This window comes from Algiphilus sp., from assembly GCF_965216485.1.
GTDB lineage: Bacteria > Pseudomonadota > Gammaproteobacteria > Nevskiales > Nevskiaceae > Algiphilus.
In genome coordinates, this window is the sequence record NZ_OZ244162.1 from 305,001 (window position 1) to 322,361 (window position 17,361).

At 63.8% G+C, this 17,361-nt stretch carries 19 protein-coding genes and 1 rRNA gene (1 of these 20 cut by a window edge); 8 read left to right on the forward strand and 12 right to left on the reverse strand.

What is annotated here, in order from left to right:
* Positions 1-1,042, reverse strand: a 16S ribosomal RNA gene (locus tag ACOOFO_RS01370); it reaches 495 nt to the left of the window's first position.
* A gap of 328 nt (positions 1,043-1,370) precedes the next feature.
* Positions 1,371-2,594, reverse strand: coding sequence for a tyrosine--tRNA ligase (tyrS, locus tag ACOOFO_RS01375; protein ID WP_420427868.1), 1,224 nt, complete (start codon positions 2,592-2,594; stop codon positions 1,371-1,373).
* Between the two features lie 203 nt (positions 2,595-2,797).
* Here tyrS and ACOOFO_RS01380 point away from each other — a divergent pair, with 203 nt between their 5' ends.
* Together ACOOFO_RS01380 and ACOOFO_RS01385 are read left to right on the forward strand one after the other, a co-directional pair.
* On the forward strand, positions 2,798-4,210 hold the full coding sequence (locus ACOOFO_RS01380; protein ID WP_420427869.1) for a peptidoglycan DD-metalloendopeptidase family protein: 1,413 nt from the start codon (positions 2,798-2,800) through the stop codon (positions 4,208-4,210).
* Positions 4,211-4,215: 5 nt separating this feature from the next.
* Entirely contained in the window at positions 4,216-5,334 is a 1,119-nt protein-coding gene (locus ACOOFO_RS01385) for an anhydro-N-acetylmuramic acid kinase (protein WP_420427870.1), read from the forward strand.
* On the opposite strand, the gene erpA is transcribed toward ACOOFO_RS01385, so the two are convergent.
* The 4 genes from erpA to argC are packed head-to-tail and all read right to left on the reverse strand — an operon-like array spanning position 5,331 to position 8,014.
* Positions 5,331-5,681, reverse strand: coding sequence for an iron-sulfur cluster insertion protein ErpA (gene erpA / locus ACOOFO_RS01390; RefSeq protein WP_420427871.1), 351 nt, complete (start codon positions 5,679-5,681; stop codon positions 5,331-5,333). The genes ACOOFO_RS01385 and erpA overlap by 4 nt on opposite strands.
* 23 nt (positions 5,682-5,704) lie before the next feature.
* Positions 5,705-6,214 (reverse strand): bactofilin family protein, encoded by a 510-nt coding sequence (locus ACOOFO_RS01395; protein WP_420427872.1) that lies wholly within the window; start codon positions 6,212-6,214, stop codon positions 5,705-5,707.
* 3 nt (positions 6,215-6,217) lie between these two features.
* Entirely contained in the window at positions 6,218-6,982 is a 765-nt protein-coding gene (locus ACOOFO_RS01400) for a DUF6776 family protein (protein WP_420427873.1), read from the reverse strand.
* On the reverse strand, positions 6,983-8,014 hold the full coding sequence (gene argC, locus ACOOFO_RS01405; protein ID WP_420427874.1) for an N-acetyl-gamma-glutamyl-phosphate reductase: 1,032 nt from the start codon (positions 8,012-8,014) through the stop codon (positions 6,983-6,985).
* Positions 8,015-8,082: 68 nt separating this feature from the next.
* On the opposite strand from argC, the gene ACOOFO_RS01410 reads away from it, so the two are divergent.
* A complete protein-coding gene (locus ACOOFO_RS01410; RefSeq protein ID WP_420427875.1) occupies positions 8,083-8,499 on the forward strand; it encodes a CopD family protein in 417 nt (138 codons plus the stop codon).
* Positions 8,500-8,589: 90 nt separating this feature from the next.
* Here the strand turns inward: ACOOFO_RS01410 and bfr are convergent, their stop codons facing one another.
* From bfr to ACOOFO_RS01430, 4 genes are all read right to left on the reverse strand, one after another.
* Positions 8,590-9,057, reverse strand: coding sequence for a bacterioferritin (gene bfr, locus ACOOFO_RS01415; RefSeq protein WP_420427876.1), 468 nt, complete (start codon positions 9,055-9,057; stop codon positions 8,590-8,592).
* A gap of 180 nt (positions 9,058-9,237) precedes the next feature.
* Positions 9,238-9,489, reverse strand: a complete 252-nt coding sequence (locus ACOOFO_RS01420) for a (2Fe-2S)-binding protein (protein ID WP_420427877.1) — start codon at positions 9,487-9,489, stop codon at positions 9,238-9,240.
* 192 nt (positions 9,490-9,681) lie between these two features.
* Entirely contained in the window at positions 9,682-10,305 is a 624-nt protein-coding gene (locus tag ACOOFO_RS01425; RefSeq protein WP_420427878.1) for a DUF2799 domain-containing protein, read from the reverse strand.
* A complete protein-coding gene (locus ACOOFO_RS01430) occupies positions 10,302-10,835 on the reverse strand; it encodes an RNA pyrophosphohydrolase (RefSeq protein WP_420427879.1) in 534 nt (177 codons plus the stop codon). Before ACOOFO_RS01430 ends, ACOOFO_RS01425 begins: the two co-directional genes overlap by 4 nt.
* A 69-nt stretch (positions 10,836-10,904) precedes the next feature.
* Here ACOOFO_RS01430 and ACOOFO_RS01435 point away from each other — a divergent pair, with 69 nt between their 5' ends.
* Positions 10,905-11,558: an HAD family hydrolase gene (locus ACOOFO_RS01435; RefSeq protein WP_420427880.1), complete on the forward strand. Its 654-nt coding sequence runs from the start codon at positions 10,905-10,907 to the stop codon at positions 11,556-11,558.
* On the opposite strand, the gene ACOOFO_RS01440 is transcribed toward ACOOFO_RS01435, so the two are convergent.
* The gene (locus tag ACOOFO_RS01440; RefSeq protein WP_420427881.1) at positions 11,555-12,385 is read right to left on the reverse strand and encodes an inositol monophosphatase family protein; all 831 of its coding nucleotides are present in this window, start codon (positions 12,383-12,385) and stop codon (positions 11,555-11,557) included. The two genes, ACOOFO_RS01435 and ACOOFO_RS01440, sit on opposite strands and share 4 nt — an antisense overlap.
* Positions 12,386-12,476: 91 nt before the next feature.
* Between ACOOFO_RS01440 and ACOOFO_RS01445 the strand changes: the two genes are divergently transcribed.
* Entirely contained in the window at positions 12,477-13,028 is a 552-nt protein-coding gene (locus ACOOFO_RS01445) for a cob(I)yrinic acid a,c-diamide adenosyltransferase (RefSeq protein WP_420427882.1), read from the forward strand.
* Positions 13,029-13,040: 12 nt separating this feature from the next.
* Here the strand turns inward: ACOOFO_RS01445 and ampD are convergent, their stop codons facing one another.
* Entirely contained in the window at positions 13,041-13,646 is a 606-nt protein-coding gene (ampD, locus tag ACOOFO_RS01450) for a 1,6-anhydro-N-acetylmuramyl-L-alanine amidase AmpD (RefSeq protein WP_420427883.1), read from the reverse strand.
* A 59-nt stretch (positions 13,647-13,705) separates the two neighbouring features.
* Between ampD and ACOOFO_RS01455 the strand changes: the two genes are divergently transcribed.
* The 3 genes from ACOOFO_RS01455 to ACOOFO_RS01465 are packed head-to-tail and all read left to right on the forward strand — an operon-like array spanning position 13,706 to position 17,314.
* Complete coding sequence (locus ACOOFO_RS01455; protein ID WP_420427884.1) at positions 13,706-16,510, forward strand: M16 family metallopeptidase; 2,805 nt, start codon at positions 13,706-13,708, stop codon at positions 16,508-16,510.
* Positions 16,503-16,832 (forward strand): DUF2007 domain-containing protein, encoded by a 330-nt coding sequence (locus ACOOFO_RS01460; protein WP_420427885.1) that lies wholly within the window; start codon positions 16,503-16,505, stop codon positions 16,830-16,832. The genes ACOOFO_RS01455 and ACOOFO_RS01460 overlap by 8 nt, the downstream gene beginning before the upstream one ends.
* Positions 16,829-17,314, forward strand: a complete 486-nt coding sequence (locus ACOOFO_RS01465) for a tRNA (cytidine(34)-2'-O)-methyltransferase (protein ID WP_420427886.1) — start codon at positions 16,829-16,831, stop codon at positions 17,312-17,314. Before ACOOFO_RS01460 ends, ACOOFO_RS01465 begins: the two co-directional genes overlap by 4 nt.
* Positions 17,315-17,361 lie beyond the last annotated feature (47 nt).

Sequence of the window (17,361 nt, forward strand, 5' to 3'; positions counted from 1 at the left end):
ACCTGTCTTGCGGTTCCCGAAGGCACCAAGGTATCTCTACCAAGTTCCACAGATGTCAAGGCCAGGTAAGGTTCTTCGCGTTGCATCGAATTAAACCACATACTCCACCGCTTGTGCGGGCCCCCGTCAATTCCTTTGAGTTTCAACCTTGCGGCCGTACTCCCCAGGCGGAGAACTTATCGCGTTAGCTACGGTACCGATCTGCTAAGCAGACCGACACCAAGTTCTCATCGTTTACGGCGTGGACTACCAGGGTATCTAATCCTGTTTGCTCCCCACGCTTTCGTGCCTCAGAGTCAGTTCAGGCCCAGGTGGTTGCCTTCGCCATTGGTGTTCCTTCCGATCTCTACGCATTTCACCGCTACACCGGAAATTCCACCACCCTCTACCGAACTCTAGCTTGCCAGTATCGACTGCAGTTCCCAGGTTGAGCCCGGGGATTTCACAACCGACTTAACAAGCCTCCTACGCACGCTTTACGCCCAGTAAATCCGATTAACGCTCGCACCCTCTGTATTACCGCGGCTGCTGGCACAGAGTTTGCCGGTGCTTATTCTTTCGGTACCGTCAGGGCTCAAGATATTAGCTTGAGCTTGTTCTTCCCGAATTAAAGTGCTTTACAACCCTAAGGCCTTCTTCACACACGCGGAATTGCTGGATCAGGCTTTCGCCCATTGTCCAATATTCCCCACTGCTGCCTCCCGTAGGAGTCTGGGCCGTGTCTCAGTCCCAGTGTGGCTGATCATCCTCTCAAACCAGCTACCGATCGTCGCCTTGGTGAGCCGTTACCTCACCAACAAGCTAATCGGCCATAGGCTCATCCCAGAGCGTGAGGTCCGAAGATCCCCCACTTTGCTCCAAAGAGATTATGCGGTATTAATCCGAGTTTCCCCGGGCTATCCCCCACTCTAGGGCAGATTCCTATGTATTACTCACCCGTCCGCCGCTCGCCATCACCCCGAAGGGCATGCTGCCGCTCGACTTGCATGTGTTAAGCATTCCGCCAGCGTTCAATCTGAGCCAGGATCAAACTCTCCAATTAAACCTAAAACGGTTTTGCGAGGACAAACCTCGCGAGAGTTCGCACACAAGCTCCAATTACTGCTTGGGCCGTGTTTGATACTCCAGTTTACTTCGTGGCTTTGCCACGAACCGGGAGCACCCACACAAATCACTTGCTTTTTTTCTTAAAGATCAGGCTGTTGCGTTACCCCGTTGGGGTGCTTCGCGTCAGCTGGGAGGGCGTATTCTAGGGGCTCGCACCGAACCGTCAACCCTATCACCCCCTCTTTTTTCTATGTGCCTGTTTTTAAATAGATCATTACAGTGAGATGACGCTTGCAACGGCTTGATTGCTGCAACTCGGCGCGCTAACCCGCCACCTTGACCAGTTCCACGAGGGCAATTTTTCGCTTGCCGACCTGCATCAGGAGCCGCTGGCCCGCCTCCAGGCGCAGCGCCGCATCTTCCACGCGTTGTTGGTCCAGCCGCACGGCCTTCTGCTTGATCTGGCGCTGCCCTTCACTATTGGAAGCGACCAGCCCCGCTTCGCGAAGAACCCAGGGCAAGGGCGCCCCGCCGGCGTCGACGGCAATGGTCACTTCAGGAATCTGTTCGGGGAGCCCCTTGTCTCGGAACCGGGCAATGAACGCCTCGCGCGCACGCTCGCCGGCCCCCGCACCATGAAAACGGTCCGCGATTTCCACGCCGAGCATCATCTTGGCGTCGCGCGGGTTGAGCCCCTCCTCAACCTGACGATGCAAGCGGGCCACCTCCTCCAGCGACCGGAAGGACAGCAGATCGAAGTAGCGCCACATCAACGAGTCGCTGATCGACATGATCTTTCCGAACATGTCGTCGGCGGATTCGGTGACACCAATATAGTTGCCGAGCGACTTGCTCATCTTCTGCACCCCGTCCAGCCCCTCGAGGATGGGCAGCGTCATGCAGGTCTGCGGTTTCTGACCCATGACCGACTGCAGGTGGCGACCGACGAGAAGGTTGAACTTCTGGTCGGTGCCGCCGAGTTCCACATCAGCCTTGAGTGCAACCGAGTCGTAGCCCTGCAGCAAGGGATAGAGGAACTCGTGGATCGCGATGGGTCGCTGGGACTGGTATCGCTTATGGAAGTCGTCCCGCTCAAGCATGCGGGCCACGGTGTGCTGAGCCGCCAAGCGAATCAGGCCCTCGGTCCCGAGTTCGTCGAGCCAGGAGGCGTTGTAGACCACCTCGGTCCGGTCAGGATCGAGGATCTTGAAGGCCTGCTCCTGGTAGCTTTGTGCGTTGGCGATGACCTCATCCCGGGTCAGCGGGGAACGGGTTTCGCTTTTTCCGGTCGGATCACCGATCATGGCGGTGAAGTCGCCGATCAGAAAAAGCACATGATGGCCTGCATCTTGCAAGGTCCTGAGCTTGTTCAGTAGCAGGGTGTGTCCGAGGTGCAGGTCGGCGGCCGTTGGATCGAATCCGGCCTTGATGCGCAGGCCACCCACACCGGACAACAGACGCTTTTCGATGTCCTCTTCCGGAATGACCTCTTCGGTTCCCCGAAGCAATTCCGGACGGCTGAGGGTTCTTGTTTTTTCGTCAGTCATGGTTCAACGCTGAAGTAACAGAGTAAGAATGGCCGCAAAGTGCTTGCAAACCCAGCGGTTTTGTGATTCCGTTAAGCATCAAGTCAGGGGCCATTGACCGCAAGATGCTGCGGCGTTGGGGAGACCACGAGGCACCCGCCTCTCAACGAACAAGGGTTATGTTCCGCGATTATAGTGTTCCAAGTCGGCCTCGCCGGCGCAGCGTGGGTGTTCATATTCCAGTCGCCGTGGTGATTGCCGGGGCTGCATTGATCGCCTTGGTCACACGTCCGGGCGACGCCTATCGGCACGAACCCGTTGAACTTACTCCCCTTCGTGCTGACATCGGAATCCTGCCAGCGGATGCTGCGGACTTTGCACTGCGTTGGGACACACCCGCTTCCGGCGGTGATGACGCGCCGGACACCCCCATTGTCATGACCGACCCGGTTGGCGCCTACGGCCTGCGCGCGGCCAGTGTGACCCCCGCGGATGTGGCGGACGCCTCGCCTCCCGCAGAGCAGTGGGATGTCATCGAGGTCGAAAGAGGCCAGACCCTGTCCGGCGCCTTCGATCAGCTGGGTCTGGGACCCAGCCAGTGGCTGCCGCTGCTGCAACTGGACAACGACGAGATCGGCCGCCTGGAGCGCCTGCGTGAAGGCGATGTGCTCAAGGTGCGGCGCGATGGCGAACGGCTTGCCGAGCTCCGGCTGAAGATCGACGAATTCAAGACCCTGCAGATCGAGCAGGGGCCCGACGGCCTTGAAGCCACCACCCTCACCGCAGACATCGAACGGCGGCAAGCCTTTGCCTACGGCACCATCGACTCCTCGCTCTTCCTGTCGGGCAAGGCCGCTGGCATGTCGGACCGGCTGATCATGTCGATGGTGCAGGTCCTCGCCTATGACGTTGACTTCGCCTACGACCTGCGGGAGGGCGACCGCTTCTCCGTGCTCTACGAGGAGCTGTATCGCGACGGGGAGAAACTGCGCGATGGCGACATCCTCGCGGTGGAGTTCATCAACCGGGACCGCACGGTGCAGGCCTTCCGCTTCGAGGATGACAAGGGGCGCGCCAGCTACTACCGCCCGGACGGCGAGGCGGTCAAGACTGCCTTCCTGCGCAACCCACTGAATGTTTTCCGCATCAGCTCGCACTTCAATCTGAATCGCCGCCATCCAGTACTTAACACCATTCGCGCCCACCGCGGCACGGATTACGCCGCGCCGCACGGCACGCCCATCCGGAGCACGGGCGATGGCAAGGTGGTCTTTGCCGGTCACCAGGGCGGCTTCGGCCGCGTCGTCATCATTCGACACGGCGGCACCTATCAGACCAAGTACGCGCACATGTCCCGCTTCCGTTCGGGTATCCGCACCGGGGCCCACGTGCGCCAGGGACAGGTGATTGGCTATGTTGGCAGCAGTGGGCTGGCCACCGGCCCCCACCTGCATTTCGAATTCCTGGTCAACGGCGTCCACCGCGACCCGCTGAAGGTGCCGTTGCCCCGAAGCGAACCGGTTCCCAAGGCGCAGATGGCGGCGTTCAAGGCGCAGACCGAAGCCTATATCGCGCGTCTGGAAAGCCTGCGGGAGACCTTCACCGCAGACGCCTCGGACAGTACGGCCATTCGTTAGCAGCTATGGCGTCGCCCCGGCTGGCAATGGGCCTGATGTCGGGGACAAGCGCCGACGGCATCGACGCCGTCGTGCTGCGCATCGCCCCGGAAGGCGCGATGCGCATCGTCGGACACCATTTCCTGCCTTACCCTGACAGCCTGCGCAATGCGCTGCTGGACTTCGGGAGCGAAGAGCACCGCATTTCGGCCCGAGACATGGCTGCGCTGGACGGGCGCGTTGGCGACCTCTACGCCGAGGCCGCACAAGCGTTGTGCGCGCGCTGTGCTGAAGCTGAGCAGGCCGAAGTCATCGGCATGCACGGCCAGACGGTGTGCCACACACCCCCCGATAACTCCACGCAGATCGGCAACCCCGCCCGGCTGCTGGCAGCGCTCGGGCGTCCGGTGGTGGCTGACTTCCGCCGCGCCGATATGGCCTTTGGCGGACAGGGAGCGCCGCTGGCGCCACTCTTTCACCAGGCAGCCTTTGCCTCGCCCACGCACTGGCGCGCAGTGATCAACCTGGGCGGCATCGCCAACATCAGCTGGCTCCCGCCACGGAGCAGCGGCGAATTACAGGGCTACGACACCGGGCCCGCCAACGGGCTCATGGACGCTTGGTTCAGCCAGCATCACACAGCGCCGGGATTCGACCGCAACGGCGCCTGGGCACGCTCTGGCACCATCCTGGCGCCGCTACTGGAACAATGGTTGGGCGACCCCTTCTTCCAGCAAGCACCGCCCAAAAGCACCGGGCGCGGTACTTTCCACCTGGATCGCGTTTTCGCACTGGGCGCACCGGATGAGACTAGCGCGCCCGAGGACGTGCAACGCACGCTGCTGGAGCTGACCGTGCGCAGCGTGGTGAAAGCCGTGAACGACACGGACACCACCCCGGACCGCGTTTTGCTGTGCGGGGGCGGCGCCTACAACACCTTTCTGGTAGAGCGGCTCAGCGCGCACCTCGCACCAATACCGGTACTACCCACCGGCGAGGCGGGTATCGCAGTAGAGCACGTTGAAGCCGCAGCGATGGCGTGGCTGGCCTTGCGTCGACTGGACGGACTTCCAGGAGCGGCGGCTTCCGTCACCGGCGCAAGGTGCGATGCCGTGTGCGGCGCGCTGTACGCCCCTCCGGTCTAGACCGAGAAGGAGTTGCCGCAGCCGCAACTGGTCTTCGCGTTGGGGTTGCGAATCACGAACTGGGCGCCTTCGACATCCTCGCGGTAGTCGATTTCCGCGCCACTCAGGTATTGCACGCTCATCGGATCCACCAGCAAGGTCACCCCGCATCGCTCGACGACCGTATCGTCATCTTCCTGCGATTCGTCGAAGGTGAAGCCGTACTGGAACCCTGAGCAGCCGCCTCCGGTCACGAAGACCCGCAACTTGAGGGCGTCGTTGTTCTCTTCCTCGATCAGCCCCTTGACTTTCAGGGCCGCGGGCTCGGTGAAGACAAGCGGGTGTTGGGTTTCTTGGATTTCAGCCATAGTGCGCTCCACAGATAGGGAAATTAGACCGTGGACGAAGCCGATGCGTTCTTCGCGCTGCCGTCCGTGTCGCCGATGTCGTGACTATCGGAGCGCGATGCTTCGGTACGCGAGAAGCTGGTGACGGTGCCGGTTGATTCTGCTGATTCGACTTCGTGCACCATCTGGCCATTCACCGTAGCACCGCTGGCCATTTCCATGGTCTTGTAATGCACGTTGCCCACCACGCGGGCACAGCTGTTCAGGGTGAGGCGTCCCATCGCGTGCACATCGCCGTGCACCGATCCGTTGATGATGACGTTGGCGACGTAGACATCGCCTTCGATACTGCCCGACTCGCTCACCGACAGCACGGCTTCCTTGTCCGAACCGGCACTGACCTTGCCCTTGACGACGCCGTCGACATGAAGCCCGCCCTTGAAATTGACATCCCCCAGCAGTTCAGTCTGCCGGCCGACCAGTGTGTCGACCGCGCCGCCGGAGCCACCCTGGCTACCGCCCTGCACGGGTTTTCCTTTCTGCTTGCTGAGCATGCATCACGCTCCCTTGTCGGCAACCACACGCTGCCATTCATAGCTGGTTTCGTTCGGTTCCTCAGCACCGTCCCGCTGAACGGTGATCAGGACCCGTCGTGGCGTAAAGCCTTCCGGAATCGCAAAGACGCCCGCGAACTCCTGAAAATGACGGAAAGAAAATAGCATGTCCTTCTCGCCTTCGGCGCCACGCACTTCCAAGGTCTCAGGCTTGCGCTTGCCGTCCTCCTGGGGCGCTCCCAGTCCCTCGATGCGCACCTGGAAGCGTCCACGCGCGCGCCGGTCGTGCTGCCCACTGCGCACCAGTACCAGTTCATAGCGCATGCCCGCGCTGGTGGGATAGACCACGAATTCGTGTACCCGCACCGCCTTGCCGCCCCCGGCGGGCGAGACGATGCCCCGATAGAAGGCCAACTGCTCCTGCGCATCGACCAGCTTGGCCTGCATGTCACGGAGCGACGACCGCAATTGCTGACAGGCCTCGCGGTCGATCTGCTGAGACTTCTCCAGATAGGCGAGTCGCTCGCGTAGCGCTTCGGTTTCCGCCTTCTCCTCCTGCAAGCGCTGGGAAAGCTCCCGCCGCAACTCCAGCAAGCGGGTGCGGTCGCCGGTCATGGCGGAATACCGCTCCGACAACTCGGTGCTGAGCAAGGTGAACACGCCATAGCCGCCGCCGATGGCCAGCACGACCGCCCCCACCACCACCAGCCAATGCAGCCAGCGCGGTCGCTCGTCACCCTCGGTGACGATGCGCGGACGATGCACCATCTAGGGCCACAGCCCCGGCTGGATGAGCGCGGTGCCTTCGTCGAATCCCATCATGAGGTTCATGTTCTGGATCGCCTGGCCAGAGGCCCCCTTGACCAGATTGTCGATCACCGAAAGCACGACCACGCGTTGGCCGGAAACGGGCACGATGCCGATCTGGCAGCGATTCGTCCCCCGCACATTGCGGGTTTCCGGCAGCTGCCCGGCGGGCAGCACATCCACGAAAGCTTCCTCGGCGTAGTATTCCTCGTACAAGGCCTGAAGATCGCAGGCCTCGCTGGTACGCATGTGCAGTGTCGCGAGAATGCCACGCTGGATCGGCAGCAGGTGCGGCGTGAACACGCAATCGATCTCGCCCCCTGCCAGCCCGCTGAGTTCTTGATTCACCTCCGGTCCATGGCGGTGGCCGGCCACGCCATAGGCACGGAAGGAGTCATTGTTCTCGCAGAACAGGCTCCCCGTCTTGGCTTCACGCCCTGCGCCCGTCACCCCCGACTTCACGTCGGCAACCAGGCTGGCGGGGTCCACCACCCCCGCTTTCAGCACCGGCGCTAGGCCCAGCTGGACCGCCGTGGGGTAGCAACCCGGATTGGCGGTCAACGCCGCCGCGCGGATGTGGTCGCGATGCGTCTCGGGAAGACCGTAGGCAGCACGCTCCAGCCAGTCCGTGGCCGTGTGCTCCATGCCGTACCACTGCGCGAACACGGCGGCATCACGCAGCCGGAAGTCCGCGGAGAGATCCACCACCTTGATGCCTGCATCCAGCAGCGCGGGGGCTTCCTGCATGGCGGTCCCGTGGGGCGTGGCGAAAAACACCACATCACAGCGGGACAGCTGACCGGCATCCGGCGTTTCGAAGGCGAGATCGACGTGGCCGCGCAGACTCGGGAAGCTGTCGGTCACACGCTGGCCGGCCAGCTTGCGGCTGGTGATGCAGACCAGCTCGACCTGCGGATGCGCGACCAGAAGTCGCATCAGCTCTGCGCCGGTGTAACCGGTTCCGCCGACGATGCCCACCCGGGCCTTGTTCATGGTGCTGCACTCCGCTTACTTGGGGCGCGTCATAATAGGCCCGTATCCCATTGATTTCGAGTGCACCGATGCTCTGGCTCAAAGCCCTTCACCTGATTTTCATGGTGACCTGGTTCGCCGGCCTGTTCTACCTGCCGCGCATCTACGTCTACCTCGCAGAGACACAGGAGCCGGCGGTCCGCCCGACGCTGCACACCATGGCACGCCGCCTGTACGCCATCATGACCATCGGCATGGTCGCCACCTGGCTGTTCGGCCTTGCCTTGCTGGTGTGGAATCCCGGCTACCTCAGCCAGGGCTGGATCCATGCCAAGCTGACCCTTCTCGTGCTGCTCTCCGGCTACCACGGCTGGCTCAAGGTGCAGTTGCGCCAGTTCCTTAACGGCACTTCCACCAAGAGTGGCAAGTTCTGGCGCATTGCCAACGAGGTGCCCGCCCTGTTCCTGGTTGGCATCATCCTGCTCGCGGTTCTCCGCCCCTTCTAGGTCCGGCTCCGCCAGGCGCACAACGAAAAAGGCCCCGGCATTCATGCCGGGGCCTTTGCATTCAGCGGCGCGCTCGACAAGACGCGCCGATTACCCCACCTGTGACTGCAGGAAGTTCGCCACGCCAAGCTGGTCGACCAACGCGAGCTGGGCTTCAAGGTAGTCGATGTGCTCTTCCTCGCTGTGCTGGATTTCCACCAGCAGGCGACGTGACACGTAGTCTTCCGCCTTTTCGCAGATGCCGATCGATTCCTTGTACATCGGATGCGCCTCGTGCTCGCGCTTGAGATCACAGCGCAGGATTTCGACCACGTCCTCACCGATATAGAGCGGGTCCAGGTCCTGCAGATTGGGCAGACCTTCCAGAAAGAGAATCCGCTCGATGAGCGCATCGGCGTGCTTCATCTCGTCGATGGATTCGTCGTATTCCTTCTTCGCCAGCTTCTCATAGCCCCAGCTCTGCAGCATCCGGTAGTGCAGGAAATACTGGTTGATGGCGGTCAGCTCCATGCGCAGAGCCTGATTCAATACCTCGATGACCTTCGGATCGCCTTTCATGGGGACCACTCCATTGGGAACAGCGCGAAAGAATACGCCCCAACGTTGCCCAGGTAAAGCCGTAACCCACTGTTTTTCTTATTATTTTTAATGCTTCTGCATGTGATTCACAACCGCAATCACGCAGAGTCCGGAGTCACTGTTTGGCGCCGGGCGACGGCGTATATGCGCCGTGGAGGTTCAAGCGGTCTGCCGCGCCATCCCAGCGGGTGCGGAAGCCCACAGCGCCGGTTCCATGCTGGCCTCAGCCGGCGCTTCGGTGCACCGCTCGCCGATGAGGCGGTGCGCATGGCGCAGGCAGCGCCCACAGCCCGTGCCGATACCCAGGGCGCGCACGGCATCGCCCAACCGAATGGTGCCCTTTTCGGCGCGCTCTGCCTTCAGCGCTTCAAGCTGCGCGTCCCGAATGCCTTTGCAACTGCATACGATCATTGACTCGGCCCTGTCCTGCCTGGTGCGTGCACTATAACACAATTTGTTTTGAGAATTATTCCTATTTGTGTTTACAATGCAAGCGTGGCGGCAAGGGGCTCGAAGTGTTCCGCTCATGGGGCCCTTCCGGTCCGCTGCTACAGCGAACGCCTCTTCTGGCGCGGTCGATTCGGCCGCGCCATTTTTTGTACCTCAGGGCGCAGGCAGAGCGGTCAAGGCCGGCGCACCGAAACGCTGGGCATAGCGCGCATCGCGCTCATACAGCGCTCGCTTGGCCGCCTCGTGCGCATCGCGCTCGGCTCTGGGCGTATCTCCGAAGCGTTCCTGATCGCGTGGCTTCAACTGCCCGACGCGCAGGTACTGCTCGATGTCGGCCAGACGGCGCTCGCTGGCCGCCAGCGCCTCGCGATGCAGATGCACCTCGTGGCCCGCATCGAAAGCGGCCCTCAGCGCATCGGTATCCGCATCGGTACAGCCATCTCGCCAGCGGCCACCGGCACGCGCATGCACATAATGGCCTGCCCGCGTACAGAAATAGGCGCGTCCTTCGGCATGCCCCTCCAGGAAGGCCGAGCGTGCGGCCTCTGGATCAGCGGCTTGGCAGGCGGCCAGATGCGACTCCACCACACCACTGCGTTCACCGCGCGCACCGGCGGTCTCACCGCGCAGTCGCCAGTCGTCAATACGGCAATCCAGACGTGCAGACAACTCACTACTCACCGCCGGCCGGGTGCCACCCCAGGGCAGCGTGCAGGCCGTCAGCAGCAGACCAAGGCCGACTGCAGCCATCCTTCGGAACCATCGCGGCTTGATCATCCCACCATCTTCCTTGCGCGCCGCCCGCGCGCCCCGCTCAGGCGCCGTGGCGGACGCTCGTCCAAACCCAGCATAGGGGCGAATTCATTCAAGGCGCAGCGATAGACTTCGCGCTTGAAGCCCACGACATCGCGCACGGCCTGGCTGAGTCCTACCCAGCGAAAGGCGTCAAACTCCGGGCGCGGCCCACGATCGAAGCGCGGCACGGCTTCGGGGTCGAGCAGCCGCAGCAGGAACCATTTCTGCTTCTGGCCAATGCATTGCGGCGTTCCGGCGCGCAAGAAGCGCTGCGGGAGGCGGTAGTGCAACCAACCGCGCGTACAGCCAATCACTTCCAGCTGATCGCGCTCAAAGCCGAGCTCCTCATAAAGCTCCCGCCAGAGTGCATCCTGCGGCCCTTCGCCCGGGTCGATCCCACCTTGCGGAAATTGCCAGGCGTTGCGACGAACACGCTTCCCCATGAGCAGTTCGCGGTGCGCGTTGGCCACCACGATGCCCACGTTGAGGCGATACCCGTCTGCGTCTATCACGCCTCCGCTCCGCAAACCCATTAACCTTTTGACAGCCTACCACCGCTGCCTGGGGATAACGGAATTTTTATGGCACTTGCAGTCTTCGATCTCGACCACACCCTGCTCCGTGGCGACAGCGACTACCTCTGGGGGGAATACCTCGCCGAGCAGGGGCTGGTGGATGCCGACAGCTACCGCGCCCGTAACCAGCGTTTCTACGCGGCCTACCAGGCCGGCACGCTGGATATTTACGACTTCTGTGCCTTCTCGTTCGAACCGCTGGTCGCGCACGGCCGCGCGCGTCTGGAACCGCTGCGCGAGCGTTTCGTGGCGGAGCGCATCGCGCCGCTGGTCGCGCCCGGCGCGCGGCCGCTCATCGCCCAGCATCGCGACCAGGGGGATCGCATCGTCATCACCACCGCCACCAACCGCTTCGTGACCGAACCGATTGCCGAGTTGCTCGGCATCGCGGATCTCATCGCCACCGACCCCGAGGAAGCCGCGCATGGCTTCACCGGGCGGGTGGCCGGCATTCCCAATTTCCGCGAAGGCAAGCCCGAACGACTTCGCGCCTGGCGCCTGGCGCACGGCCACGACGGCGACCCGATGACCTGCTACAGCGATTCGCGCAACGATATCCCGCTGCTGGAGATGGCGGATACCGCAGTCGCCGTCGACCCGGACGAGGCGCTGGAAGCCGTCGCCAAGGAACGCGGCTGGCAGCGCATTTCGCTGGCCTAGCGCAGCGCCTTCGTCAACGCGCGGTACAACTCCGGAGTCGCCGCGGCCAGCACGCCGCGCGTGTCCAGCGTCAGTTCCGCACCGTCGAGATCGGTGAACACGCCGCCCGCCTCGCGCACGATGACTGCCAGTGCGGCCACGTCGAGGATATTGATGTCGGACTCGACCACTGCATCTATCTTGGCATCGGCCAGCAGGTGATAGTGCAGGAAGTCGCCATAGCCACGGATACGCTGCAGCCGCGGGATGACGGAGGCCGCGAAGCGCGCGAAGCGTGGTTGTTGGGCCAGCGTCGCAATATTGCCCATGGACAGTGCCGTATCCGCAAAGGATTCCGCACGACCGACGCGCAATCGCCGTGCCGGCGCGCGACGGGCGTCCACACCATCAACCGCCCACGCGCCCATCCCCTCGGCGGCGTAGAACAGTTGGCCGTTGCCGAAGCAGGGCGCGCAGGACACGCCGACCACCAGTCGCCCCTTGTGCATCAGTGCGATCTGCGCTGAAAACATCGGATAGCCGCGCACGAAGGCCTTGGTGCCATCGATAGGATCGATCAGCCAGACATAGTCGGCATCGGCACGATCCAGCCCGTATTCCTCGCCGTAGAAGCCGTGGTCCGGAAAGCGCGCGGAAAGATGGGCCTTGATTGCGCGTTCGGCGGCTTCATCGACCTCGGTGACAGGGCTGGCGTCCGCCTTGGTCCGCACCCGGAAATTGCCGGCATAGCCGTCCTGAATGACCGCGGCGACCGCGGCGGCGGCGTCCAGAGCCGCATCGAGATACTGCTGCATGGGGATGCCCACTGCATGAATGAGGCTGCGCATGCTAGCCGGATTTGCTTGGACTCGCCGTCGCCCGGAGGGCCAGCGCCGTTATGATGCAGCCTCCCGAAGCTGACCAAAGACGCAACACATCATGGGACACCGACTGAGCAAGATCACGACACGTACCGGTGACGGCGGTGAAACCGGCCTCGGCACCGGCGCACGCGTGCCCAAGACCGCGGCGCGTGTCGTCGCCATGGGAGAGATCGACGAGCTCAACAGCCTGCTCGGCGTCGCGCTGAGCTATGCACTGCCCGAGCCTCTGCCGGCGCTGCTCAGTCCCATCCAGCATGAACTCTTCGATCTGGGCGGTGAGCTGGCCATGCCCGGCTACGAGCTGCTCGGCGAAGCCGCAGTAACCCGCATCGAAGAAGCCAGCGCCCAGCTCAACGACACCCTGCCGCCGCTACAGGAATTCATTCTGCCGGGCGGCAACGCCGAGGCCGCGCACCTCCATCTGGCGCGCGCCGTCGCGCGACGCTGCGAACGGGCACTGTGGAAACTGGCCGCGGAGGAAACGGTTGGGCAGGCGGCTCTGGCGTACATGAACCGGCTCAGCGACCTCTTCTTCAACGCTGCGCGCATTGCTGCCCGGACCGGCACCAATGACGAAATCACCTGGAAACGTCAGGGTGAACGCTAGCCACATCCCGCTTCAGCTGCGGTAGCGAAGCTCCGCCAGCAGACGCGTCCACTCGAAGCCAGGCCCCGGATCGGTCTTGCGCCCCGGCGCGATATCAGCATGTCCGACCAGGCGCGCGGGCGTGATGGCGGGGTAGGCGTTCATCAGCGCCCGGATCGCGCGCGCCAGTGCGGTGTACTGGGCATCGGTGAAGCCATCGTCATCACAGCCCTCCAGCTCGATGCCGATCGAGAAATCGTTGACCCGGGGACGGCCATCGAAGTCTGACGCACCCGCGTGCCAGGCACGGGCGTCGAAGCCAACGTACTGATGCAGCCCGCCATCGCGAAAAATGCAGAGATGGGCAGACACCCGCAGCCCCTGCAACGACGCGAAATACGGATGGGCGGAGGCAGGCAGATCCCCCTGGAACAGGCGGTCGATCCAACCGCCGCCGTACTCGCCAGGCGGCAGCGAAATAGCGTGCACAACGATGGTATCGATATCCCCGACGCCACCGGGACGCGCATCCTGATGCGGACTTTCCACCACGGTGGCCGCATCCAGGCGGTGGTGGACCGGATCAACCTGCCAGGCTTCGGGGACCAGCCCCTTCGGCAAAAGGCTGCGCGCGCTCATGACGCCCCCGATGTGCGCGCTACACTCGAAGGCATGCATTTGTCCTTATCGAAAACGCCATGTCGCGATTGCCCGCTATCGTTTGCTCGCTGCTTGCCCTCAGCCTTTCTGCCTGCGCCAGCCTGCCGCTGGGCTCCGGCCAGAGCGAAACAACCATGGCCAACCAGGCGCAGGCGGCCACCGAGCTGCCGCTGCCAGAGGTCACCTGGTCGAAGCATACCCTCGACAACGGGCTCACGCTGCTGGTCCACGAGGACGCCAAGGCCCCGGTCGCGGGCGTCTACGTCTGGTACCGCGTCGGCTCGAAGGACGAGCCCGAAGACCGCACCGGCTTCGCACATTTGTTCGAGCATTTGATGTTCACCGGGAGTGAGCACTACGACGGCGAGTATTTCGAGCCGCTGACCGAGGTGGGGGCTACCGCCATGAATGGCACCACCAGTACCGACCGCACGAACTACTACCAGACCGTGCCGACCCGGGCGCTGGATCGCGCCCTGTGGCTGGAGTCGGAACGCATGGGCTACTTCATCGATGCCGTCACCGAGGAAAAACTCGAGCGCGAGAAGGGCGTCGTCAAGAACGAGTTCAAGCAACGCCGGGACCGCCCCTACGGCACCATGTGGGACCACCTGGTGCAGGGCAGCTATCCCGAAGGGCACCCGTATTCCTGGCCGACCATTGGCGAAATCGAAGATATCGAGGCCGCAACCCTCGACGACGTCCGCGACTGGTTCAAGACGCACTACGGGCCGGACAACGCCGTTCTCGTGGTCGCCGGTGACGTCCAGACCGACGACGTCGTGGCGCGGGTCGAGCACTACTTTGGCGCCATTCCCGCTGGCCCCACGCTGCACCGCCCGACACGCGATATCGCCCCACTGGCCGGGGAACGGCGCGAGATTCTGGTGGACAAGGTGCCGCAGGCACGGCTGCTCATGGCGTGGAATATCCCGCCCGCCTACAGCGCGGACACCAATCTGCTGGAACTGGCCGGCAACCTGCTGAGCAGCGGCCGCTCCAGCCCGCTGCACCAGGTGCTGGTCGAGGAGCGCGAGATCGCCACACAGGTATCGGCCGGCGTGTGGCCCAAGCTGCTGGGCTCGCAATTCATCATCGACGCCACCGCCGCCGAGGGCGTGTCGCTGGAGGAGCTGGAATCCGCCATTGACGAGATCCTGGAGGCGTTCCGCACGGAAGGCCCCGACCCTGACGCCGTGCAGCGCAGCCGCGTGCGCCTCTACGCCGCCGCCATTCGCGGCCTGCAGGATGTCGGCGGCGGCGGCAAGGCCGATCTGCTGGCACGCTCCTATGCGCTGGGCGGCAGCCCGGATGCTTGGCGGGAGCAGCTCAAGCAATACCGCGCCGCCACGCCGGAACAGGTCCGTGACATGACGGCACGCTGGCTGCAGGACAACCGCTATGTGCTGGAAGTCCATCCTCGAGGCCCACGCAGCACCACGGCAGTGGCTGAAGATCGCAGCACCATGCCTGAACCGGTCGGCCCACCACCGGCGCTCACCCTGCCCGAGCGCGAGCGCTTCACGCTGTCCAACGGTCTGGAGGTGGTACTCGCCACCCGCCGCAGCGTACCGCAGGTGGAATTCCGCTTCATTGCCGATGCCGGTTATGCCACCGACGCCCCCGGTCGCTCGGGGCTCGCCAGCATGGCCGAATCGCTGCGCACGCGCGGCACCCCGACCCGTGACGCCATCGCCATCAGCGAGGACGCCGAGTCCCTTGGCGCCAGCCTGTCTTCGGGGGTCTCGCGCGATCATTCCACGATCAGTCTTGGCGCTGTACGGCCCTTCCTGGATGACAGCCTGGCGCTGTTCGCGGATGTTTTGCGCAATCCCACCTTCCCCAGTGAGCAATTCGCTCGTCTGCGCAAGCGCCGGGAAGCTGCCATTGCCCAGGAGAAGGCACAACCCTCCGGACTTGTCACCCGTACCCTTCCGGGGCTGCTCTACGGCGAGACACACCCCTACGCCCAGCCGCCCAGCGGCACGGGCACGGTGGCCAGTCTGGAGGCCATGACCGCGGAGGATTTCCACGCCTACCAGCAGCAATGGATCCGTCCGGACAACGCCACCCTGCTGGTCACCGGGGACATCGACCGCGCCGAGCTCACGCCCCTGCTGGAGCGCCATCTGGGTGACTGGCAGGCCGCGTCGCAGACCGCCGCACCGCGCAAGCGCAGCCTGGACGTACCGGAGCGGGAGGACGAACGCGTTTTCGTCATTGACCGCCCGGGGGCGGCGCAGTCCTATGTCGTGGCCGCACGCACCGCACCGCCGACGGGAGACCGTGACGACATTGCCTTCGAACTGCTCAACGAAGTCCTCGGCGGCACTTTTACGGCGCGCCTGAACCAGGAACTGCGCGTCAAGCGCGGTTGGTCCTACGGTGTCGGCTCCGCCCTCAGCGACGCACTGGGGCCGCGGCCATTCTACGTCTATGGCGCCATCCAGACCGACCGCACCGCCGAAGCCGCCGCGGTCATCCTTGACGAACTCACCAGCATCCGCGACAGCAAGCCCCCCACCGAAGAGGAGCTCGACCGTGCCGCGCGCAGCCTGACGCTCACGCTGCCCGGCAACAACCAGACCCTGACCCAGGTCACCGGCAGCATCGCCCACCTGCTGCGCCTCCAACTGCCCGATGACTACTACCAGCACTACGTGCCGCAGGTGAATGCCACCACGCCGCAGGAAACCATCGAGGCTGCGCGCCGGCTGATCCAACCCCAGGCCATGACCTGGCTCTTCGTCGGCGATCGCGCAAAGATCGAGGCACCGCTGCGCGCGCTGTTCGGCGACACCCTGCGCTTTCTGAACCGCGACGGCGAAGCGGTGGATGGCTAGCCCCCGCGTGCACACCATCTACGAGGCCGCCGACCCCATGGAAGCCGCCATCGTGCGGGATTACCTGCGCGAAGCGGGTCTCTCCGCGATCTGCCTGGACGAACACGCCTGGGGCGGGCGCGGCGATCTACCGGTCAATCTGTTTCCACGCGTGGCGGTGCGCTGGAAACAGGAGGTCCAACGTGCGCGCGAACTCATCGCGGAGTATGAGAGCCGTGCCCAGCGACCGGAGTGGCGCTGCCAGCACTGTGGCGAGACGGTGGCCGGCAGCATGGGGCTGTGCTGGAACTGCGGCGCGCAACCGCCGGGCTCCGGGCCATGAGCGCACCGCGCGGCATCCACGTCGCCCTCATCGAACCGGAAATCCCTGGCAACACTGGCAACATCATTCGCCTCTGCGCCAACACCGGCGCCCAGCTGCACCTTGTCGAGCCGCTGGGCTTCTCGCTGGAGGACCGCCTGCTACGGCGCGCGGGCCTCGACTATCACGAATACACGCGCATGCACGTCCACCGCGACTTCGATGCACTGCGTGCCGCCCTGCCGTCGGGCACACGCTGGGTGGCCTACTCCGCCCACGGCACGGGCCGCCACACCGACTGGCAATTCGCCGACGGCGATGTACTCGTCTTTGGGCCCGAAACCCGCGGCCTCACCGCGGAGCAGCGCAATGCCGCCGATGCCTGCCTGCGCATTCCGATGCGCGAAGGCGTTCGCAGCCTGAATCTATCCAATGCGGTAGCCATCGCGGTCTACGAAGCCTGGCGGCAGCGAGGTTTTGATGCGCACTGGTGCGACGCCTGACCGCGATGGCCCGATCTGCCTGCGATCTTCACAGCGGGCGACCGCAT